26 protein-coding genes and 2 tRNA genes are annotated in these 26,363 nt (G+C 63.8%); 22 read left to right on the forward strand and 6 right to left on the reverse strand.

Annotated elements, in window-relative coordinates:
• Window positions 1-7: 7 nt before the first annotated feature.
• The 3 genes from GTP77_RS25810 (at window position 8) to GTP77_RS25820 (ending at window position 3,292) form a co-directional block, all read left to right on the forward strand.
• The gene (locus GTP77_RS25810) at window positions 8-655 is read left to right on the forward strand and encodes a CoA transferase subunit B (RefSeq protein WP_161075025.1); all 648 of its coding nucleotides are present in this window, start codon (window positions 8-10) and stop codon (window positions 653-655) included.
• Between the two features lie 214 nt (window positions 656-869).
• Entirely contained in the window at window positions 870-2,606 is a 1,737-nt protein-coding gene (locus tag GTP77_RS25815) for a rhamnogalacturonan lyase B N-terminal domain-containing protein (protein ID WP_161075026.1), read from the forward strand.
• Window positions 2,603-3,292 carry a VPLPA-CTERM sorting domain-containing protein gene (locus tag GTP77_RS25820; protein WP_161075027.1) on the forward strand — a complete coding sequence of 230 codons (690 nt, stop codon included), beginning with the start codon at window positions 2,603-2,605 and terminating at the stop codon, window positions 3,290-3,292. Before GTP77_RS25815 ends, GTP77_RS25820 begins: the two co-directional genes overlap by 4 nt.
• Before the next feature lie 3 nt (window positions 3,293-3,295).
• Here GTP77_RS25820 and GTP77_RS25825 read toward each other — a convergent pair whose 3' ends face one another.
• Entirely contained in the window at window positions 3,296-4,609 is a 1,314-nt protein-coding gene (locus tag GTP77_RS25825; RefSeq protein ID WP_321170369.1) for a dicarboxylate/amino acid:cation symporter, read from the reverse strand.
• Window positions 4,610-4,748: 139 nt separating this feature from the next.
• Window positions 4,749-5,543, reverse strand: coding sequence for a 3-hydroxybutyrate dehydrogenase (locus GTP77_RS25830; RefSeq protein WP_161075029.1), 795 nt, complete (start codon window positions 5,541-5,543; stop codon window positions 4,749-4,751).
• 115 nt (window positions 5,544-5,658) lie between these two features.
• Here GTP77_RS25830 and GTP77_RS25835 point away from each other — a divergent pair, with 115 nt between their 5' ends.
• From GTP77_RS25835 to GTP77_RS25845, 3 genes are all read left to right on the forward strand, one after another.
• On the forward strand, window positions 5,659-6,540 hold the full coding sequence (locus GTP77_RS25835) for an alpha/beta fold hydrolase (protein WP_161075030.1): 882 nt from the start codon (window positions 5,659-5,661) through the stop codon (window positions 6,538-6,540).
• A gap of 19 nt (window positions 6,541-6,559) precedes the next feature.
• Window positions 6,560-6,910, forward strand: coding sequence for a RidA family protein (locus GTP77_RS25840; RefSeq protein WP_161075031.1), 351 nt, complete (start codon window positions 6,560-6,562; stop codon window positions 6,908-6,910).
• Between the two features lie 61 nt (window positions 6,911-6,971).
• The gene (locus GTP77_RS25845) at window positions 6,972-9,221 is read left to right on the forward strand and encodes a RelA/SpoT family protein (RefSeq protein ID WP_161075032.1); all 2,250 of its coding nucleotides are present in this window, start codon (window positions 6,972-6,974) and stop codon (window positions 9,219-9,221) included.
• 96 nt (window positions 9,222-9,317) lie between these two features.
• On the opposite strand, the gene GTP77_RS25850 is transcribed toward GTP77_RS25845, so the two are convergent.
• Window positions 9,318-10,226, reverse strand: a complete 909-nt coding sequence (locus GTP77_RS25850; protein ID WP_161075033.1) for a cation diffusion facilitator family transporter — start codon at window positions 10,224-10,226, stop codon at window positions 9,318-9,320.
• A 3-nt stretch (window positions 10,227-10,229) separates the two neighbouring features.
• Window positions 10,230-10,676, reverse strand: coding sequence for a cache domain-containing protein (locus GTP77_RS25855; RefSeq protein ID WP_161075034.1), 447 nt, complete (start codon window positions 10,674-10,676; stop codon window positions 10,230-10,232).
• 108 nt (window positions 10,677-10,784) lie between these two features.
• Between GTP77_RS25855 and GTP77_RS25860 the strand changes: the two genes are divergently transcribed.
• The 12 genes from GTP77_RS25860 to GTP77_RS25915 all read left to right on the forward strand — a co-directional run bounded on the left by GTP77_RS25860 (window position 10,785) and on the right by GTP77_RS25915 (window position 21,312).
• Window positions 10,785-10,861 (forward strand) — tRNA-Val (locus tag GTP77_RS25860).
• A gap of 52 nt (window positions 10,862-10,913) precedes the next feature.
• Window positions 10,914-10,990, forward strand: a tRNA-Val gene (locus tag GTP77_RS25865).
• Window positions 10,991-11,189: 199 nt separating this feature from the next.
• Window positions 11,190-13,097, forward strand: coding sequence for a threonine--tRNA ligase (gene thrS / locus GTP77_RS25870; RefSeq protein WP_161075049.1), 1,908 nt, complete (start codon window positions 11,190-11,192; stop codon window positions 13,095-13,097).
• A 29-nt stretch (window positions 13,098-13,126) separates the two neighbouring features.
• A complete protein-coding gene (gene infC, locus GTP77_RS25875; protein WP_267478653.1) occupies window positions 13,127-13,672 on the forward strand; it encodes a translation initiation factor IF-3 in 546 nt (181 codons plus the stop codon).
• 165 nt (window positions 13,673-13,837) lie between these two features.
• Window positions 13,838-14,035 (forward strand): 50S ribosomal protein L35, encoded by a 198-nt coding sequence (gene rpmI, locus GTP77_RS25880; protein WP_161075035.1) that lies wholly within the window; start codon window positions 13,838-13,840, stop codon window positions 14,033-14,035.
• Between the two features lie 25 nt (window positions 14,036-14,060).
• Window positions 14,061-14,420, forward strand: a complete 360-nt coding sequence (rplT, locus tag GTP77_RS25885; protein ID WP_028833836.1) for a 50S ribosomal protein L20 — start codon at window positions 14,061-14,063, stop codon at window positions 14,418-14,420.
• A 100-nt stretch (window positions 14,421-14,520) separates the two neighbouring features.
• Window positions 14,521-15,537, forward strand: coding sequence for a phenylalanine--tRNA ligase subunit alpha (pheS, locus tag GTP77_RS25890; RefSeq protein ID WP_161075036.1), 1,017 nt, complete (start codon window positions 14,521-14,523; stop codon window positions 15,535-15,537).
• A 12-nt stretch (window positions 15,538-15,549) separates the two neighbouring features.
• Window positions 15,550-17,976 carry a phenylalanine--tRNA ligase subunit beta gene (pheT, locus tag GTP77_RS25895; protein ID WP_161075037.1) on the forward strand — a complete coding sequence of 809 codons (2,427 nt, stop codon included), beginning with the start codon at window positions 15,550-15,552 and terminating at the stop codon, window positions 17,974-17,976.
• Window positions 17,977-18,135: 159 nt separating this feature from the next.
• Complete coding sequence (locus GTP77_RS25900; RefSeq protein WP_056391332.1) at window positions 18,136-18,483, forward strand: integration host factor subunit alpha; 348 nt, start codon at window positions 18,136-18,138, stop codon at window positions 18,481-18,483.
• A gap of 13 nt (window positions 18,484-18,496) precedes the next feature.
• Window positions 18,497-18,901, forward strand: coding sequence for a MerR family transcriptional regulator (locus GTP77_RS25905; protein ID WP_161075038.1), 405 nt, complete (start codon window positions 18,497-18,499; stop codon window positions 18,899-18,901).
• A 144-nt stretch (window positions 18,902-19,045) separates the two neighbouring features.
• Window positions 19,046-19,678: a response regulator gene (locus tag GTP77_RS25910; RefSeq protein WP_161075039.1), complete on the forward strand. Its 633-nt coding sequence runs from the start codon at window positions 19,046-19,048 to the stop codon at window positions 19,676-19,678.
• 122 nt (window positions 19,679-19,800) lie between these two features.
• Entirely contained in the window at window positions 19,801-21,312 is a 1,512-nt protein-coding gene (locus GTP77_RS25915) for a CHASE3 domain-containing protein (protein ID WP_161075040.1), read from the forward strand.
• Here GTP77_RS25915 and GTP77_RS25920 read toward each other — a convergent pair.
• Window positions 21,215-22,027 (reverse strand): Crp/Fnr family transcriptional regulator, encoded by an 813-nt coding sequence (locus GTP77_RS25920; RefSeq protein ID WP_161075041.1) that lies wholly within the window; start codon window positions 22,025-22,027, stop codon window positions 21,215-21,217. The two genes, GTP77_RS25915 and GTP77_RS25920, sit on opposite strands and share 98 nt — an antisense overlap.
• Window positions 22,028-22,308: 281 nt before the next feature.
• Here GTP77_RS25920 and GTP77_RS25925 point away from each other — a divergent pair, with 281 nt between their 5' ends.
• Window positions 22,309-22,617, forward strand: coding sequence for a hypothetical protein (locus tag GTP77_RS25925; protein ID WP_223149400.1), 309 nt, complete (start codon window positions 22,309-22,311; stop codon window positions 22,615-22,617).
• Here GTP77_RS25925 and GTP77_RS25930 read toward each other — a convergent pair.
• Window positions 22,614-24,668: a methyl-accepting chemotaxis protein gene (locus GTP77_RS25930; RefSeq protein WP_161075042.1), complete on the reverse strand. Its 2,055-nt coding sequence runs from the start codon at window positions 24,666-24,668 to the stop codon at window positions 22,614-22,616. The two genes, GTP77_RS25925 and GTP77_RS25930, sit on opposite strands and share 4 nt — an antisense overlap.
• A 226-nt stretch (window positions 24,669-24,894) precedes the next feature.
• On the opposite strand from GTP77_RS25930, the gene GTP77_RS25935 reads away from it, so the two are divergent.
• From GTP77_RS25935 to GTP77_RS25945, 3 genes are all read left to right on the forward strand, one after another.
• A complete protein-coding gene (locus GTP77_RS25935) occupies window positions 24,895-25,203 on the forward strand; it encodes a hypothetical protein (protein ID WP_161075043.1) in 309 nt (102 codons plus the stop codon).
• 108 nt (window positions 25,204-25,311) lie between these two features.
• Window positions 25,312-25,992 carry a response regulator transcription factor gene (locus tag GTP77_RS25940; RefSeq protein ID WP_161075044.1) on the forward strand — a complete coding sequence of 227 codons (681 nt, stop codon included), beginning with the start codon at window positions 25,312-25,314 and terminating at the stop codon, window positions 25,990-25,992.
• Window positions 25,985-26,363, forward strand: a 379-nt coding sequence (locus tag GTP77_RS25945) for a sensor histidine kinase N-terminal domain-containing protein (protein ID WP_187358860.1), incomplete at its 3' end; no start/stop codon positions are given. The genes GTP77_RS25940 and GTP77_RS25945, both read left to right, overlap by 8 nt.

Below are 26,363 nucleotides of genomic sequence, written 5' to 3' on the forward strand. Positions count from 1 at the left end.
GACGGACATGGCATGGACTCGTGATGAAATGGCCGCCCGCGCGGCCAAGGAACTGCAAGACGGTTTCTATGTAAACCTGGGCATCGGACTGCCCACGCTGGTGGCCAACTATGTGCCCTCGGATATCGAAGTGTATCTGCAGTCGGAAAACGGCCTGCTCGGCATCGGCCCCTTCCCGACCGAAGACGAAATCGACGCCGACCTGATCAACGCCGGCAAGCAGACCGTGACGGCGCTGCCCGGTTCGGCCTACTTCAGCTCGGCCGATTCCTTCGGCATGATTCGCGGCGGCAAGATCAACCTGGCTATCCTGGGCGCGATGCAGGTGTCCGAGCATGGCGACCTGGCCAACTGGATGATACCGGGCAAAATGGTCAAGGGCATGGGCGGCGCCATGGACCTGGTGGCCGGCGTGAAAAAAGTGGTGGTGCTGATGGAGCACGTGGCCACCGCCAAGGACGGCAGCACCTCGCACAAGCTGCTGAAGAAATGCGACCTGCCGCTGACCGGCGTGGGCGTGGTGGACCTGGTGATCACCGACCTGGGCGTCATGGAAGTGACGCCGTCCGGCCTGAAAGTGACCGAACTGGCGCCCGGCGTGACGAAAGAGCAGATCGCCGCCGCCACCGGCACCGAGCTGGACTTCGCGCTGTAATCCGGCGCAGTCCGCCCGGAAAGCACGCTGCGGCGTGCTTTTTTTACGCCCGCGCCGGCAAAGCGTGGCTGCGCCGCCACGCCGGCGAGGCGGGCAGGGCGTGGGCCAATCAACAAGCTGATTCTTTTGGCAATGTGCGCCGCGCGCCGTTGACCTTGCCAAGACGACAAATCGATACTTGGTGCTCCTATAAAAATTAACAAACGGAGACACCATGAATATGTTGAAACACCCTGCGGCCGGGCTGGCCGTGCTGTTGCTGGCTGCCGGCTGCGGCGGCAGCGATCCCGTGGCGGAACAAGGCCAGGCCAAGTCGGCCCTGCGCATGGGGCAGGCCGGCCCCGCCGCGCTGGCCGAAGCAAGCAGCTTCGGCCTCACGTCGGACGCCAACTTCTACACCATCGACACCGGCGCCGGCCTGGTGTTCAAGATCCGCCGCCTGGACAACGGCGTCAGCACGCAGTCGGCCGGCGACATCGCGTCCATGATCTACAACGGCGTGCAGTACCAGGACCAGTCGCGCGGCAGCCAGGTCAATTCGGGCTTCGACTACCTGTACACCGGCGTGTCCGCCGTCAGCGTGAACGCCGAGGCGGTCGGCAGCGAGACCATCAAGGTCACGGTGGTGGCCGGCAACCTGACGCACTATTACATCGTGAAGAAGGGCGTCAATAACATCTACATGGGCACCTACTTCACCAGCGAGCCCAACACGCTGAACCTGGCGCGCTTCATCCTGCGCGTGCCGATAGGTGCGCTGCCCAACGGTCCGGTGCCGTCCGACCTGCGCGGCACCACCACCACGGTGGAGTCGGGCGACGTGTTCGGCCTGCCGAACGGGCAGACCCGTTCCAAGCACTACTCCAATATGCGGCTCAAGGACTGGCAGTACATCGGCGCCACCAGCGCCACGGCCGGGCTGTGGGTGGTGCGGGACAACAACGAAGGCAATTCCGGCGGCCCGTTCTACCGCAGCCTGCTGAACCAGGCCACCGCCACCAACCAGGAGCTGACCTATATCGTCAATTACGGCGAGGCGCAGACCGAGGCGCTGCGCACCAATATCCTGAACAGCTACACTCTGGTGTTCAACGACGGCAGCGCGCCGGCTGCCGTCGACACGTCCTTCTTCAGCGGCCTGGGCCTGACCGGCTATGTCGGTCCTGCGGGGCGCGGCCGTGTGGCCGGCGTGGGCATCACCGGGCGCGATCCGGGCTATGAATATACGGTGGGTTTCGCCAACGCCACCGCGCAGTATTGGGCCAAGGCGGACGCCGCCACCGGCCACTTCGACAGCGCAGGCATGCTGCCCGGCACTTACACGATGAAGGTCTACAAGAACGAATACGCGGTGGACACGCGCAGCGTGACGGTGGCGGCAGGCGGCACGGTGGCGCTGAACACCATCGCCATCGCGGGCGACCCGAGCGCGGCGGCGCCCCTGTGGCGCATCGGCGACTGGGACGGCACGCCGGCCGAGTTCATCAATGGCGACAAGGTCACCACCATGCACCCGTCCGACGTGCGCATGGCGTCCTGGACGCCGGCCGACTACCAGGTGGGCACGTCTAGCGCGGCCACCGGCTTCCCGGCCTATCAGTGGAAGGACGTGAACGGCACGCTGACCATCAGGTTCAACCTGACCAAGAGCCAGATCGCCGACTACCAGCTGCGCCTGGGCATCACCGCCGCTTTCGCCGGCGGCCGGCCCAAGCCGCAGATCAACGGCTGGATCCCGGCCAACCCGGCCGCGTCCACGCAGCCGTCCACGCGCACGCTGACGGTGGGCACCTATCGCGGCAACAACACCATGTACACCTTCAGCGTGCCGGCGTCGGAACTGCAGGTGGGCCAGAACGTGCTGACGCTGACGGCCATCAGCGGCTCCAGCGGCGTCACCTACCTGAGCCCCGGCTACGCCTACGACGCCGTGGACATGATCAAACAATGAAGGGAATGAATGTGAAAAAAATCCTGCAATGCGTGCTGGCCCCGGCCGGCGCCGCCATGCTGTTGTCCTGCGCGCTGCCTGGCGCGGCGGCCGCCGCCGTGATCGCCACGCTGGGCAGCGGCACGGCCGTGAAAACCGTCACCAACGCCGCCCATTTCGAGCTCAACACCGCCATGGCCAGCGGCTATGTCGAGGATGGCCTGCTGTTCAGCTACACCGGCTCGTCCAGCAACAACGGCTGCGGCTACGCGGGGGTGGACTGCTACGACGCGCCGTCCGACCTCAGCCCCGCCTTCAGCGGCAACTACATGGCCTCGTCCGGCAACAACGCCTACATCAGCATCCGCCTGGCGAGCGGGCTGGACTTCTACAAGGTGGAGTTCGCGGCCGACAGCAGCTATCTGAACCTGAACGGCTACTGGAAGACTTTCAACAATGGCGTGCAGACGGCGGCGGGCAATTTCAGCCAGCCGCACGGCGCGGTGCTGGGCCTGGCGGACGCGGCCGGCTTCGACGAGGTGCGCTACTACGCTTTTTCCACCGCGAACAAGCAGAGCGGCTTCAGCGGCAGCGCGATCGATGAGGTGAGGGTGGGGGTGCCGGAACCGGCGTCGGGACTGCTGATGGCCGCGGGCCTGTGGGGACTGGCGGCGGTGCGCAGGAGGCGCACCGCCGGGGGGAACTAAGGCTTAGGCTGCCTTGGCGGCGGCCGGGGCAGTGACGGTGGCCGGCTCGTCATTGATGGGCGACGGGTTGGCCAGTTCGCGGTGCATGGTTGCCACGTCCAGCTCGTTTTCCCACTTCGACACCACCACGGCGGCCACGCCGTTGCCGATGAAGTTGGTCAGCGCGCGGGCTTCGCTCATGAAGCGGTCTATGCCCAGGATCAGCGCCATGCCCGCCACCGGGATGGTCGGCACCACGGCCAAGGTGGCGGCCAGCGTGATGAAGCCGGCGCCGGTGATGCCGGATGCGCCCTTCGAGGTCAGCATGGCCACCGCCAGGATGGTCAGTTCCTGGCCCAAGGTCAGGTCGGTATTGGTCGCTTGCGCCACGAACAGGGCCGCCATGGTCATGTAGATATTGGTGCCGTCCAGGTTGAAGGAGTAGCCGGTAGGGACCACCAGGCCCACCACGGGCTTGGCGCAGCCCAGTTTTTCCAGCTTGCGCATCAGCGAGGGCAGGGCGCTTTCCGACGAGCTGGTGCCCAGCACGATCAGCAGTTCTTCCTTGATGTAGTTGATGAAGCGGCCGATCGAGAAACCGGTGAACTTGGCGATCGAGCCCAGCACGATGAAGATGAACAGGAAGCAGGTCAGGTAGAAGGAACCCATCAGCTTGGCCAGCGGCAGCAGCGAGTCGATGCCGTATTTGCCGATGGTGAAGGCCATGGCGCCGAACGCGCCCAGCGGGGCCAGCTTCATGACGATGTTGACGATGCCGAAGATGGCGTGCGCCAGTTCATCGATCAGCTTGGCCAGCGGACGGCCTTTTTCGCCCAGCAGCGACAGCGAGAAGCCGAACAGCACGGAAATCAAGAGCACCTGCAGGATGTCGCCCTTGGCGAAGGCGTCGATCACCGTGTTCGGGATGATGTTCATCACGAAGTCGATGGTGGACTGGTGCTTGGCTTTTTCGGTGAACTGCGCGATGGCCTTGGTGTCCAGCGTGGCCGGATCGACGTTGAAGCCGGCGCCCGGACGCAGGATGTTGGCCACGAACAGGCCGATCACCAGCGCGAAGGTGGACACCACCTCGAAGTACAGCAGGGCCTTGCCGCCGACGCGGCCGATTTTCTTTACGTCCTGCATGCCGGCGATGCCGGACACCACGGTGCAGAAGATCACCGGGGCAATGATCATCTTGATCAGCTTGATGAAGCCGTCGCCGAGCGGCTTCATGGCGACGGCGTCGCCGGGCAGGTAAATGCCCAGCAGCACGCCGCACAGAATGGCAAACAAGACCTGCACATACAGGACTTTGTAGAATGGTTTTTTCATGATCGTTCTCCCTAAAGGCTCTCCAAGTGGAGCGATCATGCTGGAAACCTTATATTGCAGCTATTGTGGGCTTCCCCATTGCGGTTAACCACAATGCGGCAATCCACAATAGCGGACGGCGCCGGCGCCGCTTACGGCAAGCTTATTGCGCCACCCAGCCGCCGTCCATATTCCAGGCCACGCCGCGCACCTGCTTGGCCGCGTCCGAGCACAGGAACACGGCCAGCGCGCCCAGTTCCTCGGGCGTGACGAACTCGCCGGAAGGCTGCTTGTCGGCCAGCAGCGCGCGCTTGGCTTCGTCGTTGCTCAGGCCGTCCTTGACGGCGCGCGCGTCCACCTGCTTCTGCACCAGCGGGGTCAGCACGAAGCCGGGGCAGATGGCGTTGGCGGTCACGCCGGTCTGCGCGGTTTCCAGCGCGGTCACCTTGGTCAGGCCCACCAAGCCGTGCTTGGCGGCCACATAGGCCGATTTGCCGGCCGAGCCCACCAGGCCGTGCGCCGACGCCAGGTTGATGATGCGGCCCCAGTCCTGCGCGCGCATATGCGGCAGCGCCAGGCGCGAGGTGTGGAAGGCCGAGGTCAGGTTGATGGCGATGATGGAGTCCCATTTCTCGACCGGGAAGTCTTCCACATTGGCCACGTGCTGGATGCCGGCGTTGTTGACCAGCACGTCGATGCCGCCGAACTTGTCGGCCGCGAAGGCGAACAGCGCCTCGATTTCGCCGGCTTTCGACATGTCGGCGTTGTGGTAGGCGGTCTGCACACCGAATTCGCGCGCCGTGGCCGCCTGCAGCTGGGCGATTTCGGCGGCGTCGCCAAAGCCGTTGAAGACGATGTTGGCGCCCTCGGCCGCCAGCGCGCGGGCCATGCCCAGGCCGATGCCGGAGGTGGAACCGGTGACGAGTGCGGTCTTGCCGCGGAGTAGGGTGCTGGCCATAGTGATCCTTCTAGAGAGAGACAGGTTGTCGGATGGGAAATGCGTACGCTACACTTCTTCAAGATTTTAAGCGCAACGCCGGGTAAAATGTCGTAGTTGAAAAAAAGGAATCAGCATGATCGAGCCAAGAATAAAGTCTGTACAGTGCATTTCTCCCAGCGGCTTGCACCAGATGTCCTACAAGGAATGGGGCGACGAGGACAATCCCGACGTGCTGCTGTGCGTGCACGGCGTGACCCGCGTGGGCGACGATTTCGACAATATGGCGCGTGCGCTGGCCGGCGACTACCGCGTGGTGGCGCCGGACGTGGTGGGCCGCGGCCGCTCCGGCCGCCTGCGCAACCCCGAGCTGTACCGCCTGCCGCAATACGTGGCCGACATGGTGACCCTGGTGGCGCGCGTGACCGCGCGCGGCCCGCGCAGCACGGTGGACTGGTTCGGCACCTCGATGGGCGGCCTGATCGGCATGGGCCTGGCTTCGCTGCCGGACAGCCCGATCAGCAAGCTGGTGCTCAACGACATCGGCCCGGTGCTGGACCCGGACGCCTTGCAGCGCATCGGCGACTACATCGGCCAGCACCTGCGCTTCCCCACTTTTGAACAGGGCGCCCAGTTCGTGCGCGACGTGTCGGCGCCGTTCGGCGAACACACGGACGAGGAATGGCACAAGCTGGCCGCCGATGTTTTGCGCCAGGACAATGACGGCCAGTGGGTGCGCCACTATGATATGGGGCTGGCCCAGCCGTTCCGCTCGGCCACGCCGGAGTCGGCGCGCGCCGACGAGGCCATGCTGTGGGCCGCGTATGATGCGATCCGCTGCCCGACCCTGCTGGTGCGCGGCGCCAATTCGGACCTGCTGTCGCCCGCGACGGCTTTAAGCATGACGCAGCGCGGGCCAAAAGCCACGCTGGTGGAGATACCGGACGTCGGTCACGCTCCCACCTTCCTGCATGACGACCAGATCGCCATCGCCAGGAAATTTTTACTTGACCTATAAACCTTTAGAAAGAAATAGTATGGAAATCACCCGCCTGCACGTTGGCAAACGCCTGTCCGAAGCCGCCATCCACAATGGCACCGTCTACCTGGCCGGCCAGATTGCCGATGATCCCAGCAAGGACATCACCGGCCAGACCCAGGAAGTGCTGGCCGCCGTCGACCGCCTGCTGGCCGAAGCCGGCAGCGACAAGACCTGCATCCTGAGCACCGCCATCTACATCAAGGACATGGCCCTGTTCCCGGCCATGAACGAAGTGTGGGACAGCTGGGTAGCCCAGGGCCACACCCCGCCGCGCGCCACCGTGGAAGCCAAGCTGGCCAACCCGGCCTGCCTGGTGGAAGTCGTGGTCGTGGCAGCGCAGCGTTAATTGAAATGCCGCCGTCCCCGCGCCTGCGGGGATGGCATGATTCAACAAAGTAAGAGGTAACATGGTTTCTATCGCAGCGCTGAACAGCGCAACGTCGGACCAATTGGTCCAGGGCCTGTCGGCCGAAGACGGCGCGCGGGTGCTGGCCGCGCTGGACATGGCAAGCGCAGCGTATGGCGACAAGACCTGCAGCAGCGGCCAGGGTGCGTTCGAGTTCGCCGTGGGCGTGGCGAGCACGCTGGCCTTCCTGCGCATCGACGCGGAAACCCGCATCGCCGGCCTGATGTTCGAGGCGACCCTGCTCGACCCCGCCCAGGCCCCCCATATCGAACCCAAATTCGGCCCCGCCGTGGCGGAGCTGGTCAGCGGCGTGCGCCAGCTGATACGCCTGCGCGAGCTGACCCAGAGCCAGCCCGCCAGCGCCCCCGGACGCGGCCGCAACGCCGCCCAGCAGGCCGTGGCGCAGGTGGAAACGCTGCGCAAGATGCTGCTGGCCATGGCCAGCGACATGCGCGTGGTGCTGGTGCGCCTGGCCTCCTGCGTGACCACCTTGCGCTATTTCGCCGAGATCAAGCGCTTCGACGACATGACGCGCGACTACGGCCGCGAAACGCTGGACCTGTACGCGCCGCTGGCCAACCGCCTCGGCATCTGGCAGTTGAAGTGGGAACTGGAAGACTTGTCCTTCCGCTTCATCGAGCCGGAAACCTATAAGCGCATCGCCAAGATGCTGGAAGAAAAGCGCATGATGCGCGAGGGCTTCGTCACGTCCTCCATCACGCGCCTGCAGAACGAACTGACCAGCGCCGGCATTTCGGCCGAAGTGTTCGGCCGGCCCAAGCACATCTACTCCATCTGGAGCAAGATGCGCGGCAAGGAGCTGGACTTCACCGAGCTGTACGACGTGCGCGCCTTCCGCGTCATCGTGGCCGACGTGAAGACCTGCTACACGGTGCTGGGCGTGGTGCACAATATCTGGACCCCGATCCCGAAGGAATTCGACGACTACATCTCGCGGCCCAAGCCGAACGGCTACCGCTCGCTGCACACGGTGGTGACGGCCGACGACGGCCGCCCGCTGGAAGTGCAGATCCGTACCCAGGAAATGCACAACTTCGCCGAGTACGGCGTGGCCGCGCACTGGCGCTACAAGGAGGAGGGCGGCTCCAACTTCCAGGGCCAGAAGTACGACGAGAAAATCGCCTGGCTGCGCCAGTTGCTGGCCTGGAAATCCGACGTGGCCGACACCGTGGTGGGCCAGGAGGAAGTGCAGCGCGAATGGGTGGAAAAGCTCAAGTCCGCGTCGCTGGACGACCGCATCTTCGTGCTCACGCCCCAGGCGCGGGTGCTGGAACTGCCGGTGGGCGCCACGCCGATCGACTTCGCCTACCACCTGCACAGCGACGTGGGCCACCGCTGCCGCGGCGCGCGCGTGGACGGCGTGATGGTGCCGCTGAACACGCCGCTGAAAAACGGCCAGACCTGCGAGATCATCACCGCCAAGGGCGCGCCCGGCACTGCGGGGCCGTCGCGCGACTGGCTCAATCCGGAATACACGGTGGCCACCCGCACGCGCTCCAAGATACGCGCCTGGTTCCACGCCATCGACCAGCAGGAGACCTTGTCCCACGGCCGCACGCTGGTGGAAAAGTCGCTGCAGCGCGAAGGCAAGACGGCGGTCAACCTGGAGGCGCTGGCGAACAAGCTGGGCTTCGCCAAGGTGGACGACCTGTTCATCTCGGTGGGCAAGGAGGAATTCAGCCTGCGCCACGTGGAGCAGGCGCTGCACGACACGGGCGAGCCGGTGGAGGTCGAGGATGCCGTCGTGCTCGGCAAGAGCCGCGCGTCCAGCGTGGAGCAGGGCGCCAAGTCGGGCGTGCTGGTGGTGGGCACGGACGGGCTGATGACGCAGCTGGCCAAGTGCTGCAAGCCGGCGCCGCCGGACAGCATCGTCGGCTTCGTCACGCGCGGCAAGGGCGTGTCCATCCACCGCGCCACGTGCAAGAACTTCGCCGAGATGCGCGCCAAGGCGCCGGAGCGGGTGATCGTCACCGAGTGGGGGCGCGCCGTCAACGAGACCGTGTACCCGGTCGGCATCTTCGTGCTGGCGGGCGACCGCCAGGGCCTGCTGCGCGATATTTCCGAGATCTTCTCGCGTGAAAAGCTCAACGTGATCGGCGTGAACACGCAGAGCGCTAAAGGGCAGGCGCGCATGACTTTTACCGCCGAAATTGGCTCCACGGCGCAGCTGCAAAAAGCCTTGTCGGCGATTGCGGAAGTGAGCGGCGTGCTGGAAGCGCGCCGGTCCTGACGCAATGGCGGGTTACGGCGCTGCGCGCCTAACCCGCCCTACGATGCTCCGCTATACGCGTAGGGCGGGTTAGGCGCGCAGCGCCGTAACCCGCCGTCAAGGCGCCAGCTCGGCCTGCAGGGTGACGTGGTCGATCCCGTGCCGCGCCAGCAGCACGGCCTTGATGTCGGCCAGGATGGCGGGCCAGGCCTGCAGGTCCCGCACTTCAATGTGCCCGATCAGCGCAGGATGGCCCGGCGACATCGACCACACGTGCAGATCGTGCACCGAGACCACGCCCGCCACCTGCTCCAGGTCGGCGCCCACCTGCGGATAATCGATCTGCTCCGGCACGCCCTCCATCAGGTGGTGGTAGGACTCGCGCAATATCGCCACCGTCGACTTCAATATCAGCAGCGACACCAGTATCGACAGCAGCGGGTCGATCTGCATCCAGCCCGTGTACCAGATCACCGCGCCGGCGATCAGCGCCGCGACCGAACCCAGCAAATCGCCCATCACGTGCACCAGCGCGGCGCGCGTATTCATGCTTTTCGTATCGTGCGACAGCACCCACGCCACCACCACGTTGACGGCCAGGCCGATGGCCGCCACCACCATCACCATGCCGCCCCGCACCTGCTGCGGCGCGCTGAAACGCTGCACCGCCTCGAACACGATCCAGCCCACCACGCCCAGCATCAGCAGGCCGTTGACGAAGGCGGCCAGCGCCTCGGCGCGGCCAAAGCCGAAGGAGTAGCGCGCCGACGGCGGCCGCTTGGCGATCAGCTGCGCCAGCAGGGCCAGGCCCAGGGCGGCGGCGTCGGTCACCATATGGCCCGCGTCCGAGATCAGCGCGAGGGAATTGGCGAGGAAGCCGGACACCGCCTCCACGCCGGCAAAGCCCAGCGTCAGCGCCACCGCCCAGCCCAGCACTGTCAGGCTGCGGTCGCCCACATAGTGTTTATGCTGGGCGTCGCCGTCGTGGTGGGCGTGCAGATGGGTGGTGTCGGTATTGGTGTGCATGGATTATTTATAGGTGCCGCAAGTGATGACGTAGGAACCCACCTGGCGGAACCAGGCCGACTTGGCCTGCAGCTGCCGCGTCAGCGGGTGTACCCATTTATAGTCGACCGGACCTTGCTGGCCTTTGCTGGCTTTGTCCAGGATCTCGCGCACGAACAGCTTGTCGTCTTCGTCGCGGTAGTCGAGCACGTTGATGCCCGCCAAACGCGGAATCGCGCCGTGCGCCATTACCTTACCATGCCTGTCGTAAATAACAATATACAGGTCGCGGTGGATGAAGCGGCCTTTGGGATTGCTGATCTCGAAGAAGGTCTTGTCGGCGCCTTCGTCGGCCAGGTAGGCGGCGGTCTTGTTGATGAGGGAAATGGCTTCGTCGGGCGTGCCGTGTTCGGCGGCGCCTGCGCTCAGGCTGAACAGCGCCGCCGCGAGGAGAGTTGACAACTGTTTCATGTTCTTGGTGTTCTGTATAACAACTGAATATAGCATAGTGGGCTAGAGCAATGTTTTCACATTTGCCCCTTGCGGAGTCGATTTCCACTCTCTATAATGCTGGTCTTCGGGCGGTTAGTTCAGCTGGTTAGAATACTTGGTCGACATCCAAGGGGTCGGGGATTCGAATTCCTCACCGCCCACCAGAACATGTAGTAAGATTTGTTTTCGCAGTAAAGCAGTACGAGCAGTAGCAAAGGGCGGTTAGTTCAGCTGGTTAGAATACTTGGTCGACATCCAAGGGGTCGGGGATTCGAATTCCTCACCGCCCACCACCAACACTATGTAAGAGCGAGAAAGGCAATCCGGTTATGACACCGCGAACTACTACCACGGTTAGTAAGTAACGCTAGTCTCCGGCTTTCTTTTGCTATCACATTGAGAAAAACGCGGCTAGCCCGCGTTTTTTTTCGTCCGCATTTTCCTATACTTCTGTTTTATCTATTTTCCGGCTTCCGCCGACTGGAGAGCATGATGGTTGCAGTCCGACTTCCCGATGGTTCCGTTCGTCAATTCGACGCCCCAGTGACCGTGGCCCAGGTGGCCAGCAATATTTCCACCAGCCTGGGCAAGGCCGCGCTGGCCGGCAAGGTGGGCGGCAAGGTCGTCGACACGTCCTTCCTGATCGAAAAAGATTCCGACGTCGCCATCGTCACCGACCGCGACGCCGAAGGTCTGGACGTGATCCGCCACTCCACCGCCCACTTGCTGGCCTACGCCGTCAAGGAACTGTTCCCGGACGCGCAGGTCACCATCGGCCCGGTGATTGAAAACGGCTTCTATTACGACTTCTCGTACAAGCGCCCGTTCACCCCGGACGACCTGGTCGCCATCGAAAAGAAAATGGCCGAGCTGGCCAAGAAGGACGAGCCGGTCACCCGCAAGGTGCTGCCGCGCGACGAGGCTGTGGCCTACTTCAAGTCCATCAACGAGCACTACAAGGCCGAGATCATCTCCTCCATCCCTGCGGACCAGGATGTGTCGCTGTACTCGGAAGGCAATTTCACCGACCTGTGCCGTGGCCCGCACGTGCCGTCGACCGGCAAGCTGAAAGTATTCAAGCTGATGAAGCTGGCCGGCGCCTACTGGCGCGGCGACTCGAAGAACGAGATGCTGCAGCGCGTCTACGGCACCGCCTGGACCAAGAAGGAAGACCAGGAGCAGTACCTGTTCCAGCTGGAAGAGGCGGAAAAGCGCGACCACCGCAAGCTGGGCAAGCAGCTGGACTTCTTCCACTTCCAGGACGAGGCGCCGGGCCTGGTGTTCTGGCATCCTAAGGGCTGGACCATCTGGCAGCAGGTTGAGCAGTACATGCGCAACAAATACCAGGTGAACGGCTACCAGGAAGTGAAGGCGCCGCAGATCCTGGACTCCAGCCTGTGGGGCAAGACCGGCCACTGGGACAACTACCGCGAAAACATGTTCGTGACGGAATCTGAAAACCGTTCCTACGCGCTCAAGCCGATGAACTGCCCGGGCCACGTGCAGATCTTCAACAGCAATATGCGCTCCTACCGCGACCTGCCGCTGCGCTACGGCGAGTTCGGCCAGTGCCACCGCAACGAGCCGTCCGGCGCGCTGCACGGCATCATGCGCGTGCGCGGCTTCACCCAGGACGACGGCCACATCTTCTGCACCGAAGAGCAGATCGAGCCGGAAGTGGTGTCCTTCCACACCCAGGCCATGGAAGTGTATTCCGACTTCCACTTCGACAATATCGAAGTCAAGCTGGCGCTGCGCCCTGAAAACCGCATCGGCACCGACGAGGTGTGGGACGAGGCGGAAGAGGCGCTGCGCTCCGGCCTGCGCGCCTGCGGCGTGACCTGGACCGAGCTGCCGGGCGAGGGCGCGTTCTACGGCCCGAAAATCGAATACCACCTGAAGGATTCGCTGGGCCGCCCATGGCAGGTCGGCACCATGCAGGTCGACTTCTTCATGCCGCAGCGCCTGGGCGCCGAATACGTGGCGGCGGACAACTCGCGCCAGGTGCCGGTCATGCTGCACCGCGCGATCGTGGGTTCGATGGAGCGCTTCATCGGCATCCTGATCGAGAACTACGCCGGCGCGCTGCCGATGTGGCTGGCGCCGGTGCAAGTGTCGGTGCTGAACATCTCCGACGCGCAGGCCGATTACGTCAACGATGTGGCCGCAAAGCTGCGTAAACAGGGCTTCCGCGTGCAGACCGATTTGCGCAACGAGAAGATTACGTATAAAATACGCGAACATTCCGTCCAAAAACTGCCTTACATTCTGGTTGTGGGCGACAAGGAACGGGATGCCAATACTGTGGCCGTGCGGGCGCGTGGCAATGTCGATCTGGGCGTAATGACCCTCGACGCACTGGTAGAGCGGCTCCAGCAGGACGTCGCCGCCAAAGCCTGATTCTGGGGAAACCCACATACCGGCCATTCATCGAATTTTTAAAGGAAACTACAATAGCTACTGACAAGTCGCATCGCATCAATGGCGAAATCACCGCTCCCGAAATGCGTCTGAGCGGGGTTGACAACGAACCGCTCGGTATCGTGAGCCTGGCCGAGGCCTTCCGCATGGCGGAAGAATTGAACGTCGACCTGGTGGAGATCGCCCCTACGGCGGTTCCACCGGTGTGCCGTCTGATGGACTACGGCAAGTTCAAGTATTCGGAGCAGAAGAAAGCCCACGAAGCGAAGCTGAAGCAGAAGATCATCGCCGTGAAGGAAGTCAAATTCCGTCCGGGGACCGATGACGGCGATTACAATATCAAGCTGCGCAACCTCATCAAGTTCCTCGATGAAGGCGACAAGACCAAGATCACGCTGCGTTTCCGCGGCCGTGAGATGGCGCACCAGGATATTGGTTTCCGCATGCTGGAACGTCTGAAGGCCGACCTGGAGCCGTATGGCCAGGTCGAGCAGTTCCCGAAGATGGAAGGCCGCCAGATGATCATGATCCTGGCCCCGAAAAAGAAGAAATAAGAAGAATTTGCGGAATCTGATATATAATCACGTTCCGCAAAATGTAGTGGCCGTTGCAAGGCTGGCCGCTGCATCAACAAGTGAAAGCAGGCCTCTAAGCGCAGCGTAGTGCTGCCACCTGCAATCCTGTTAATTTGGAGCTGCCCGTAAGAGGGCAGATGTGTTATGCCAAAAATGAAGACCAAAAGCTCCGCGAAAAAGCGTTTTCGCGTGCGTCCAGGTGGTACTGTGAAATCGGGTATGGCTTTCAAGCGCCACATCCTGACCAAGAAAACCACCAAAAACAAGCGTCAGCTGCGTGGTACCCGTAACGTCAACGCGTCGGATGTAACGTCCGTCATGCGTATGATGCCTACCGCTTAATCTCACACTCATTTAAGGAGCTAATATGCCTCGAGTAAAACGTGGGGTTACTGCGCGTGCCCGTCATAAAAAAGTACTGAACCTGGCCAAGGGTTACCGTGGTCGCCGTAGCAAGGTATACCGTATTGCCAAGCAAGCAGTTATGCGCGCTGGCCAGTACGCTTACCGCGATCGCCGTAACAAGAAGCGCGTCTTCCGCCGCCTGTGGATCGCCCGTATCAACGCCGCTTCCCGTGAGCATGGCGTGACGTACAGCGTATTCATGAACGGTCTGAAGAAGGCGAACATCGAGCTGGACCGTAAGGTTCTGGCCGATATGGCTGTGATGGACAAGCCGGCCTTCGCCGCGATTGTCAACACCGTCAAAGCACAAATCGCTGCCTAATATCAGCGTTTGATGCGTAGCGCTGCTTCCGGCAGCGCATGAGAGCGGGGCAAGGTGTGAACCTGTGCCCCGTTTTTAATTTCCAAGACAGGAATATTGCATGAACTCCCTGGAAGAACTGGTTGTCTCGGCACGTGCTGACTTTATCGCCGCCGCGGACGCCGCCGCACTTGAAAACGCCAAAGCCAAGTATCTGGGCAAGACCGGCCAGATCACCGAATTGATGAAGGGCCTGGGCAAGCTCGACCCCGACGCGAAAAAAGCGCAGGGCGCGCTGATCAATGCCGCCAAAGTGCAGATCGAGGCCGCGCTCACCGCGCGCCGCGACGCCATGGCCGAAGCCCAGCTGCAAGCCCGCCTGAACGCGGAAGAAATCGACGTCACTTTGCCAGGCCGCGGCCGCGCCGGCGGTGGCCTGCATCCTGTCATGCGCACCTGGGAGCGCGTGGAGGAAATCTTCCGCTCTATCGGCTTCGACGTGGCCGGCGGCCCCGAGATCGAAACCGACTGGACCAACTTCACCGCACTGAACAGCCCGGAAAACCATCCGGCCCGCTCGATGCAGGACACCTTCTACGTGGACGGCAACGACAGCACCGGCAAGCCGCTGCTGCTGCGCACCCACACCAGCCCGATGCAGGTGCGCTACGCGCGCAGCCACACGCCGCCGATCAAGGTGATCGCGCCGGGCCGCACCTACCGCGTCGACAGCGACGCCACCCACTCGCCGATGTTCCACCAGGTCGAAGGCCTGTGGATCGCCGAGGACATCAGCTTCGCCGACCTGAAGGGCGTGTACCTGAACTTCGTCAAGGCCTTCTTCGAGACCGACGACCTGCAGGTGCGCTTCCGTCCCTCGTATTTCCCGTTTACCGAACCGTCGGCCGAGATCGACATCGCCTTCGGCAGCGGTCCATTGAAGGGCCGCTGGCTGGAAGTGTCCGGCTCCGGCCAGGTGCACCCGTCGGTGGTGCGCAACTTCGGCCTCGATCCCGAGCGCTACATCGGTTTCGCGTTCGGCTCCGGCCTCGAGCGCCTGACCATGCTGCGTTACGGCATCAACGACCTGCGCCTGTTCTACGAAGGCGACCTGCGTTTCCTGAAACAGTTCAACTGAGGCACCACGAATATGCAATTCTCTGAAAATTGGCTGCGCACTCTCGTCGATCCGAAAATGACGTCGGATGAACTGGCGCACATGCTGACCATGTCCGGCCTGGAAGTGGAAGAAGTCGAACCGGTGGCGCCGCCGTTCTCCAACGTGGTCGTGGGCCACGTGCGCGAAATGGCCAAGCATCCGGACGCGGACCGCCTCAACGTCTGCCAGGTGGACGTGGGCACCGGCACCCTGCTGAACATCGTCTGCGGCGCGCCGAACGTGCGCCCTGGCCTGAAAGTGGTGTGCGCCATGGCCGGCGCCGTGCTGCCGCCGGGCGCGGACGGCAAGCCGTTTGAAATCAAGGTGGGCAAGCTGCGCGGCGTGGAATCGCAGGGCATGCTGTGCTCGGCCAAGGAACTGAAGCTGTCGGAAGAGGGCTCGGGCCTGCTGGAACTGCCGGACGATGCGCCGGTGGGCCAGAACTTCCGCGACTACTACGCGCTGAACGACCTGAAATTCACCATCAAGCTGACCCCGAACAAGGCGGACTGCCTGTCGGTGCTGGGCGTGGCGCGCGAAGTGTCCGCGCTGACCGGCGTGCCGCTGACCGTGCCGGTGTTCCGCACCGTGCCGGTCACCATGCAGGAAGTGCTGCCGGTGAAAATCTCGGCGCCGGACCTGTGCGGCCGTTTCTCGGGCCGCGTGATCCGCAACCTGAACGCCAAGGCCGCCACCCCGGAGTGGATGAAGCAGCGCCTCGAGCGCAGCGGCCAGCGTTCGGTGTCGGCGCTGGTGGACATCTCCAACTACGTGATGCTGGAGCTGGGCCGTCCCACCCACGTGTTCGACCTGGCCAAGATCCACGGCGGCCTGGACGTGCGCTGGGGCAAGGCCGGCGAAACGCTGAAGCTGTTGAACGGTAACACCGTTGCGGTGGACGAGTGGGTCGGCGTGATCGCCGACGACAAGGAACTCGAATCGCTGGCCGGCATCATGGGCGGCGACGCCACCGCCGTGTCGCTGGACACCGAGTCCATCTACCTGGAAGCCGCATTCTGGTGGCCGAACGCCATCCAGGGCCGCGCCCGCAAGTACAACTTCTCGACCGACGCGGCGCACCGCTTCGAGCGTGGCGTGGACTACGCCACCACGGTCGAGCACATCGAGCGCATCACCGCGCTGCTGGTGGAAATCTGCGGCACCCCGGCCACGCAGGTGGGCCCGGTGGACGACCAGGTCGTCAACGTGCCGCAGCCCAAGCCGGTACAGATGCGCACCGCGCGCGCCCAGAAAGTGATCGGCGTGCCGCTGACCGACGAGCTGGTGGCCGACATCTTCAAGCGCCTGGGCCTGCAGTTCACGCTGGAAGCCGGCGTGTTCAGCGTGACGGCGCCGTCCTACCGCTTCGACATCGAAATCGAGGAAGACCTGATCGAGGAAGTGGCCCGCGTGTACGGCTTCGAGAACATTCCTGCCGTGGCTCCGGTGGCGCCGAACACCATGCGCATCGCGCCTGAAAACACGCGCTCCCTGTTCGCCGTGCGCCACCAGCTGGCCGACCTCGGCTACCAGGAAGTGGTGAACATGAGCTTTGTGGAAGCCCAGTGGGAACTGGACTTCAGCGGCAACGACAATCCGATCAAGCTGCAGAACCCGATCGCCAGCCAGCTGAGCGTGATGCGCTCCTCGCTGATCGGCAGCCTGGTGGCCAATGTGCGCTACAACCTGAACCGCAAAGCCAGCCGCGTGCGCGTGTTCGAGCTGGGCGCCATCTACCAGCGCGACGCCTCGGTGCAGGACGGCCCGCTGAGCGTGGCCGGCTACAGCCAGCCGCAGCGCGTGGCCGCGCTGGCCTACGGCCCGGTGGCCGACGAGCAGTGGGGCCAGGACAGCCGCGTGGTCGACTACTTCGACGTGAAGGCCGACCTGGAGCACCTGTTCGCGCCGCAAACGCTGCGTTTCAGCAAGGCTGCCCATCCCGGCCTGCACCCCGGCCGCTCGGCAAATATCGAGCTGGACGGCAAAGTGATCGGCTTTATCGGCGAACTGCACCCGCGCTGGCTGCAAAAATACGACCTGCCGCAAGCGCCGGTGCTGTTCGAGGTGGATGCTATTGCCTTGCAGCAACGCAATGTGCCAAAATACAGCGAGATCTCCAAATTCCCCGGCGCCACGCGCGACCTGGCTTTGGTGGTGAAGCAGGCTGTGCCGGCACAGGATCTGCTCGACGCTTTCGCTGCCGCGCAGGCCGCGCATGCGCACGGCAAGTTTGTGCAAGCCATTGTTTTGTTTGATGAATATCGCGGCAAAGGGCTGGAGTCGGACGAGAAATCGCTTGCTTTCCGCTTTAGCTTGCAAGATACTCAAAACACCCTGCAGGACGATGTGGTGGACGCGCTGATGAGTGCGCTGGCCGAGTCGGCGCAGCAAAAACACGGCGCCAAACTGCGCAGCTGACAGCGTAGCTGAGCACATCGCCAACCAGGCACAGGCATCCCAGGAATCCGGCCCTTGCCGGATTCCGGTTCTTTTTATAGGCAGGGCAGCAAAATTAATAATAACGACGTTGATACCGCCGTACTCGAGTCCGCTCTGGACGCCGAGCTGCACAGTGCGATGCTGGTGGCCAAGGTGCGCCAGGAAGCGGAAAAGGACATGCCCACGCTGACCAAGGCGGAGCTGGCGGAGTTGCTGTTCGAGCAGGTCGGCCTGAACAAGCGCGAAGCCAAGGACATGGTGGAAACCTTTTTTGACGAGATCCGCAACGCGCTCGAGCGCGGCGAGGCCGTCAAGCTGTCCGGGTTCGGCAATTTCCAGCTGCGCGACAAGCCGCAGCGACCCGGCCGCAATCCCAAGACCGGGGAAGAAATTCCCATTACCGCGCGCCGCGTGGTGACTTTCCATGCCAGCCAGAAGCTCAAGAGCATGGTCGAGGAAAGCAGTCCCATGGCGCGTGCCGCCTGAATGAGGCCGCAGCATGAACGATAGGCCAGGCAAGTCCGAACTGGTGGTGCTGCCGCCCATCCCCGCCAAGCGCTATTTCACGATAGGCGAGGTGAGCGAGCTGTGCGGCGTGAAGCCGCATGTGCTGCGCTACTGGGAGCAGGAATTCACCCAGCTCAAGCCCGTCAAGCGGCGCGGCAACCGGCGCTACTACCAGCATCATGAGGTGTTGCTGATACGCCGTATACGCGAATTGTTATATGAGCAGGGTTTTACCATTAGCGGGGCGCGCAACAAACTCGATAGCCGCAGTGCCGATCCGGCGCAGGCAGGGTATGATGAGTATGAGCACCAGGCGCCGCCAGTACAGGCGCCGCCGCCGCTGGACCGGGACATGATACGCAGTGAACTGCAGGCCATTCTTGCCCTGCTGGGCTGAAGGCCCTGCGGCCAGCAATGGCGGCACCAACGGGCGCGGACAGCGCCTTTTTTTTGCGTACAATAGCCATGCTACAGTAATAATATTATTATTTTGTAAGCGGAGCGCGGGACTTTCCCATACACGGAAGACACGAGGGAGCACATGATACGCGTTGCCATATGTGACGATCATCAAATAGTCAGGGCTGGCTTCAAGCAGATTTTTTCGTCCGAGGACGACTTTAATGTGGTGGCGGAAGGCAGCACCGGGCGCGAAGCGCTGGATATTGCCCGCCGCGAGATTTGCGACGTGCTGCTGCTGGATATCGCCATGCCGGACCAGTCCGGCATCGATACGCTGCGCACCATACGCCAGGGCCAGCCGGACCTGCCGGTACTGATACTGTCCGGCTATCCGGCGCAGCAGTATGCGCTGAACCTGTTCAAGATGGGCGCCAACGGCTATCTGAACAAGGAATGCGAAGCCAACGAACTGATCACGGCGGTGCGCACCGTGCACCAGGGCCGCCGCTATGTGAGCTCGCAGGTGGGCGAACTGCTGGCGCAAAGCTTCGACCGCGACCCCAACACGGCGCTGCACACCGAGCTGTCGGACCGCGAGTTCCAGGTCTTTCTGCGCCTGGCGCGCGGCGCCACGGTGAGCGATATCGGCGTGGCGCTGTCGCTCAGCATCAAGACCGTCAGCACCTACCGCACCCGCATCATGGAAAAAATGGGCCTGCAATCGAACAGCGATCTGACCTATTATGCAATGAAGAACAACTTGCTGGACTAAGCACGGGTCGAGCAGACCTGGGGCGCGCACGTTAGGAAACTGGTGCGGCGCAGCAAAAAACGGCAGGGTCTATAATGGCCCTGCCATAAACGCTGCTCATCTAGCGAAGGATGCCTATCAGGATGTATTTCACCGTCGACGCGGCGCCCCACCACAGACTGCCCCTGTACAAGACCGTACTGTGCGTCACCTGCGCACTGATACTGATCGTGAACGGCTTCAGCCTGTTTCACAACCTGCAATCACTCAGGGGCGCCAACTTCCAGTTGAGCCAGTCCTCGCGGGTGGCGGAACGCCTGCAATACCTGAACGTGCTGGTGCTCGACGCCGAGAGCAGCATGCGGGGCTATTTCGTGTCCGGCAAGGAGGCCTACCTGGGGCCGACGCGCACCGTCACCGCCGAGACCGAAGCCGAATTCAAGGAACTGGAACTGCTGCTGGCCGACAGCCCCTCGCAGCTGAAAAACCTGGCCCAGCTGCACACCATCGTGCGGCGCAAGCTGGCGCTGATGGGGCAGTCGATCGAGGTCTACCGGCATGGCGGACTGGACGACATCGTCAACATCGCCAAGGTCAGCGACGACCGCGCTTCGATGGACGAGCTGCGCCTGCTGGTCGTCATCATGGTGCAGGAGCAGAACGAAACGCTGGCCGCGCGCAGCGCCAGCTTCTACCAGCAATACCAGAAGACCGTGCTGCTGGGCATGGGCATCAACGCCGTGGCCATTTTCGTGCTGGTGATGTTCTACCAGCTGGTGCGGCGCAGCTTCCGCAACCAGGCGGCGGTCGAGCACGCCTTGCAGATGTCGAACGACAATCTCGAATCCATGGTGGCGCAGCGCACCGAGCAGCTGTCCGTGCTGTCGCGCCACCTGATCAGCATCAGCGAGGAAGAAAAAGTGCGCCTGTCGCGCGAGCTGCACGACGAAATGGGCGCCCACCTCACGTCCATCAGCATGGACCTGGGCGCCGTCATGCAGCAGCTGCAAAAGACCGATCCGGAGCTGGCGGGCCAGCTCAAGCGCGCCCGCGCCACCTTGCTCGACGCGGTGGAAATGAAGCGCCGCATTATCGAAAACCTGCGCCCCAGCCTGCTGGACAACCTGGGCCTGTGCGCCGCCATCGAAAGCTATTGCGAAGAATTCAGCCGCATGTCCACGCTGCCCTGCGAGACCGATATCGCGCGCCATATCGACGGCGTGGCCAAGGCGCGCGACGCCAGCCTGGCCATCGCCTTGTTCCGCATCGTGCAGGAATCGCTGACCAATATCCGCAAATACGCGCGCGCCACCAAGGTGACGGTGACGCTGACGTGCAGCGAGGAGTTGCTGGTGCTGCGCGTGATCGACGACGGGGTGGGCATCGAATCGAACACGCTGGTGAAGCCGATGTCGCATGGCCTGCTGGGCATGCGGGAACGCGCGCTGCTGCTGGGCGGCACCCTGACCATCAGGCGCGGCCGCAACGACAAGGGGACGTGTATCGAGGTGCATATACCGCTGCGCGTCAAGGCCGATCTTGCCGAAGCGGGCCAGCCTAGCAGCCTGCCACGTCCACCAGCAGGCGGTCGTACTCCGTCTTCGCCACCTTATAGCACTCGCCCGCATAGCGTTCCAAGCCTGAACGATCAATAACGGTGATGTTGCCGCGGCGGTAGGTGATCAGGCCGTCTTCCTGCAGCTTGCCGGCGGCGGCGGTGATGCTTTCGCGGCGCACGCCCAGCATGATGGAAATCATTTCCTGGGTCACTTTCAGCTCATTGCTCAGCGAGCGGTCCAGGCGGTCCAGCAGCCAGCGGCACAGCTTCTGCTCGATGGAGCTGTGGCGGCCGCCGACGGCGTTCTGGGCCATCTGCGCGAACAGCGCGTGGTTGTAGCGCATCAGCAGCTGGGGCAGGGCGCCGCCCTGGTTGAAGGCCTCGCGCAGATGCTGGGCTTTCAGGCGGTAGCCGTAGCCGGCGCTCTGCACCACGGCGCTGCACATGGCGCGCTCGCCGGGGAACATCGACACGCCCACCACGCCTTCATGGCCCACCACCGCGATCTCGGTGGTGGCGCCGTCCTCCATCACGTACAGCAGCGAGACGATGGCGGTGGTGGGGAAATACACATTGTCCAGCTTGCTGCCGAACTCGAACAGCTCCTTGCCGAAGGGCAGGGTCACCAGTTCCAGGTGTTCGAACAGCGATTCCAGGACTTCACGAGGCAAGGCGGCCAGCAGTTCGTTCTGCTGTGTACCGCTATAGCTGACAACCGGCCGGGACGCAACTTTGAATTCCCGCGAGCCGACGGGCATCGTCTGGGAGAGCGACAGTTTTGCGGTATCGCTGCTAAGTTGAGTGTTGTTCATTTTGTTCCTCACAGGCTAAGTACAGGGCCGCAAGGGATGCCGGTTTGCTATCTCCGGGTGGGCTTCTGTTCTCGCTCCACTTTATCCATCGCGTTGTTAGCACTTTAGGCTCGTATGTGCCTGGCGAACATAAGACGGGGCACCGCTCCCGTGTAGGCTCCTTGCATGGAGCCTTGTCAGCCCAGTCCTACCGCAGCTAACCGCGGCGGCGCATGCGGAACGCATACTGGCTTCACAAAACCGGCCCAGGATGGCTGCACTTGGTCAAAAGGAGAAGGCAAATGGGAAGATATGCAGGCATGCAGCAGTTCGGCCGGCAGCTAGGCCTGGTGGCGCTGGGCACGGCGCTGATACTGCTGGCGCCGCTGCTGGCGATGCAGTTCACCGATGAGGTGGCGTGGGACGGGTTTGATTTTGCCGCCGCCGCCGTGCTGCTGGCGGGCACCGGCCTGGTCTATCTGATCCTGGCGCGGCTGTTCCGCACCGCGCGCAGCAGGCTGCTGCTGGGCATGGCCATGGCGGCCGTGCTGCTGCTGGCGTGGGCGGAGCTGGCGGTGGGCGTGTTCGGCACGCCCTTCGCGGGAAGCTAGCCCAGCAGGCGCTCGCGTTTGCGCGACACGATGGTGGGCTGGTTGGCGCTCCACTCGCGGGCCGGGGCCACGGTTTCCAGCACGGCGGCGGTGCGGACGGGGGCGGCAGCCTCGGCGGCGTGGCCGTCCAGGCGGAAGCGGCTCACCGCCTGGCCCAGCTGGGCGGCCTCCTCGTGCAGGCGGTCCGCGCCGGCCGAGGCCTGCAGCACCAGCGTGCCGTTCTGGCGCGTCATGTCTTCGATGCGCGCCAGGGCGTGGTCCACTTGTTCGATCTCGCCGCGCTGCACCGCTTCGGCGGCGCTGATCTGCTCGATGATGGCGGCGGTCTGCTGCACCGACTGCACCACCTGCGTCATGGTGGCGCCGGCCGAGTTCACCAGGGCGCTGCCGGCTTCCACCTGCTTGACCGAATCGCCGATCAGTTTCTTGATTTCCAGCGCGGCCGAGGCCGAGCGCTGCGCCAGGCTGCGCACCTCGCCGGCCACCACGGCGAAGCCGCGCCCCTGCTCGCCGGCGCGGGCCGCTTCCACCGCCGCGTTCAGGGCCAGGATATTGGTCTGAAAGGCGATGCCGTCGATGACGCCGATAATGTCGCTGATCTTGTCCGAGCTGGCGCGGATGCCGGCCATGGTGTCGACCACGGCGGCCACGCTGCGCCCGCCCTGCAGCGCAATGCCGGAGGCGCTTTGCACCAGCTGGCGGCCGCTTTCGGCGTGGGCCGCGTTGCGCTGCACGGTGGCGGTCAGGGCGCGCATCGAGGCCACGGTGGCGGACAGATCGTCCGCCTGCGCCTCGGTGTGGCCGGACAGGGCGGCGTTGCCGCTGGCCAGTTCGTCGGCGCCGTCGGCGATGCGGCCGGCGCCGCTGCGGATATCGTCCACCAGCAGGGCCAGCGACTGCGTCATGGCGCCGAAGGAGTTCACCAGGCTGCCGATCTCGTCGCGCGCCGGGGAGCGGACCTCCACCGCCAGGTCGCCGGCGGCGGCGGCTTGCACGGCGCGGTTCAGGCTGGCCACGTCGCGCGAGAAGGACAGGTAGAAGCCGGCGAACAGCACGGCCGCCACCGCCAGCGCGGCGGCCACGCCGGCCAGCATCAGCTTGCGGCGCCACTGGTCGCGCGCCATGCGCTCGGCCAGCAGCTGGTCCAGCGCGGCGGCGGACGCGGCCGCGAAGCCGTACAGCTTGACTATGGCCTCGTTGCCGGCGGCGCTGAATTCCTTGCCGCTGGTCTGGTTGTAGGAGTTGCTCACTTCGTTCTTGTTGCGCTCCAAAAAGGCCAGCGCCGCGGGCACGGCCGCCAGGTGCGGCTGCAGCGCCGTTTTCAGCTGCGGGTTGTGCTGCAGTATGGTGCCGGCTTCGGCAGGCAAACGCTCCAGCTTGTGGCGCGCCAGCAAGGCGGTGGCGTTGACCAGCTGGTCCTCGTTGCCTTCGAACAGGCCGCTGTCGATATAGGCGGCGCCGCGCGCGGCCAGCACGGACAGGTCTTCCGCCACCTCGGGCAAGGTCTGCTGGAAGGTGGAGATCAGGTAGTGGGTCTGCACTTCCGGGTCCAGGCTGAGGCTGGAGCGGTCCGCCACCAGCGTGCCCAGCTTGGCGAGCTGGCCCAGCAGCATACTGTGCGCTGCCATACTGTCCTTCGCGCTTATAGTCGGCTGATGGTCTGCCAGCGTCTTCCACGTCTGGCGCACCGCAGTCCACTCCGGCAGGGCCGCCAGGCCGGCCGCGTCCTGCTGCCAGTTGTCCAGGCGTTTCAGCCGGGTTTCGATATCGCCACGCAGCGCCGCGCCGTCCAGCGGCTGGCGCGCGGCCAGGCGCAGCCGTTCCAGCGTGCGGTGCTGCTGCACCAGCTGGCTGACCTGCTGCAGCTGGCTGATGTAGGCCACGCCGCGTTGCTCGCCTTCGGTCACGGCCAGCGATTTGTGCAGTTCGTGCATCAGCAAGGCCGTGACCACGAGCAGCGGCAGCAGGAAAACCAGCGTCACCAGTACGAATTTGGGAAACAGGCGCAGGCGCTGCATCAGGGCGATGGCTGGGCCGAATAAGGTATTCATCAATATTCCACGTTGTAAAATTTCCACGCTGCAATAATGCCTGCCGATTGTTACAGCTTCGTGAAAGAAAAACGGGCTGGTGTGATTATTCGATAGATTTTCCGCCGCGAAACGTGCCATTCTTGGTAGAATTTTCCAGGTGGGAAGTTCAATTATATTTTTATGAAGAAGTGACAAGAAGGGAGCCGTCATCGACGCCGTACTCTATTTCTATCTGGGCACTACCTTGCTGCTGCTGTTCCATTGCGTCAGCGCCGCGTATTTCGTCGCGTCGGGCAAGCGGAAATCGAAGCAGGTGAAGGCGCTTTGCTTCCTGTCGCTGGCCGTGGTGACTTGCGTGATGATCGCCTTGCTGTTCTTCGAGGTGTGTTTCGCAGGCAACATGGAACGCATCGACGCGCTGATGCTGATGGTGCCGCTGGTGGTCTGCGTGGGGGGCGATGTGCTGATGTACCGCCTGTCCTCGACCAGGGCCTACAGCACCACCGACGGCAACGGCGCGCGCATCCGCACGCGCCGCCGCACCACCATCTGAACGGCCCCGCGCCGGTTCCGCCCTCTCCCGCACGGCTGTACATCGGCCGTGCTTGCCCTTATAGTGCCTGCAGGCGCAGCCTTGACTGCGTGAAACATGAGGCAGGCTATGCACGTATTACTGGTGGAAGATGACGTGGTGCTGGCCGACGGCCTGCACCGCGTATTGAGCGGCCACGGCATGGCGGTCGACGTGCTGCGCAGCGGCACCGAGGCCGACGCGCTGCTGCAGCGCGCCGGCGCGGCCGAAGTGGCCGTGGTGGTGCTCGACATCGGCCTGCCCGGCATAGACGGTTTTGAAGTGGTGCGCCGCCTGCGCGCGCGCGGCAGCGCCATTCCCGTGCTGCTGCTGACGGCGCGCGACGCCATCGAGGACCGCGTGCGCGGCCTGGAACTGGGCGCCGACGATTACCTGGTCAAGCCTTTCGCCACCCCGGAACTGGTGGCGCGCCTGCGCGCGCTGGCGCGCCGCAACGCGCCCAAGGCCGCCGCGCTGGCCATGGGCGACCTGGTGCTGGACGGCAGCACCAAGCGCGCCCGCGTCAAGGAGCGCGCCATCGAGCTGTCGGCGCGCGAGTGGGCGGTGCTGGAATACCTGCTGCAGCACGGCGCGCGGGTGGTGTCCAAGCAGCAGATCATCGACGCCATCCTGCCCTGGGGCGAGGACATGACGCAGAACGCGGTGGAAGTGTATATCTCCCGCCTGCGCCTGAAAATCGCCGACGCCGGCGTGACCATCCGCACCATACGGGGCTTCGGCTACATGCTGGAGCTGGCGCCGCATGCCTAGCATCCGGCTGCGCCTGCTCAAGTGGCTGATCGCGCCCATCCTGCTGATCAACCTGGCGGGCGGCGCGCTCACGTATATGCTGGCCTGGCTGCCGGCCCAGGCCGCGTTCGACCAGAGCCTGTCCGACGCCGCCGGCGCGCTGGGGGCGCGCCTGTCCGAGGCCGGCGGCGCCTGGCGCATCGACCTGCCGCCGCAGGCCGAGCAAGTGCTGCGCAACGGCGACGCCGACGCGGTCTATTTCGTGGTGCGCGACGGCGCCGGCCGCCTGCTGGCCGGGGACGCGGACTTTCCCGCGCTGGCTGGCGCGAAGCCGGCGGCTGCCGGCGCGGCGCTGGCCTACGACGGCGCCATGCGCGGCGAAGCGGTGCGCA

The organism is Pseudoduganella aquatica, from assembly GCF_009857595.1.
GTDB lineage: Bacteria > Pseudomonadota > Gammaproteobacteria > Burkholderiales > Burkholderiaceae_D > Rugamonas > Rugamonas aquatica_A.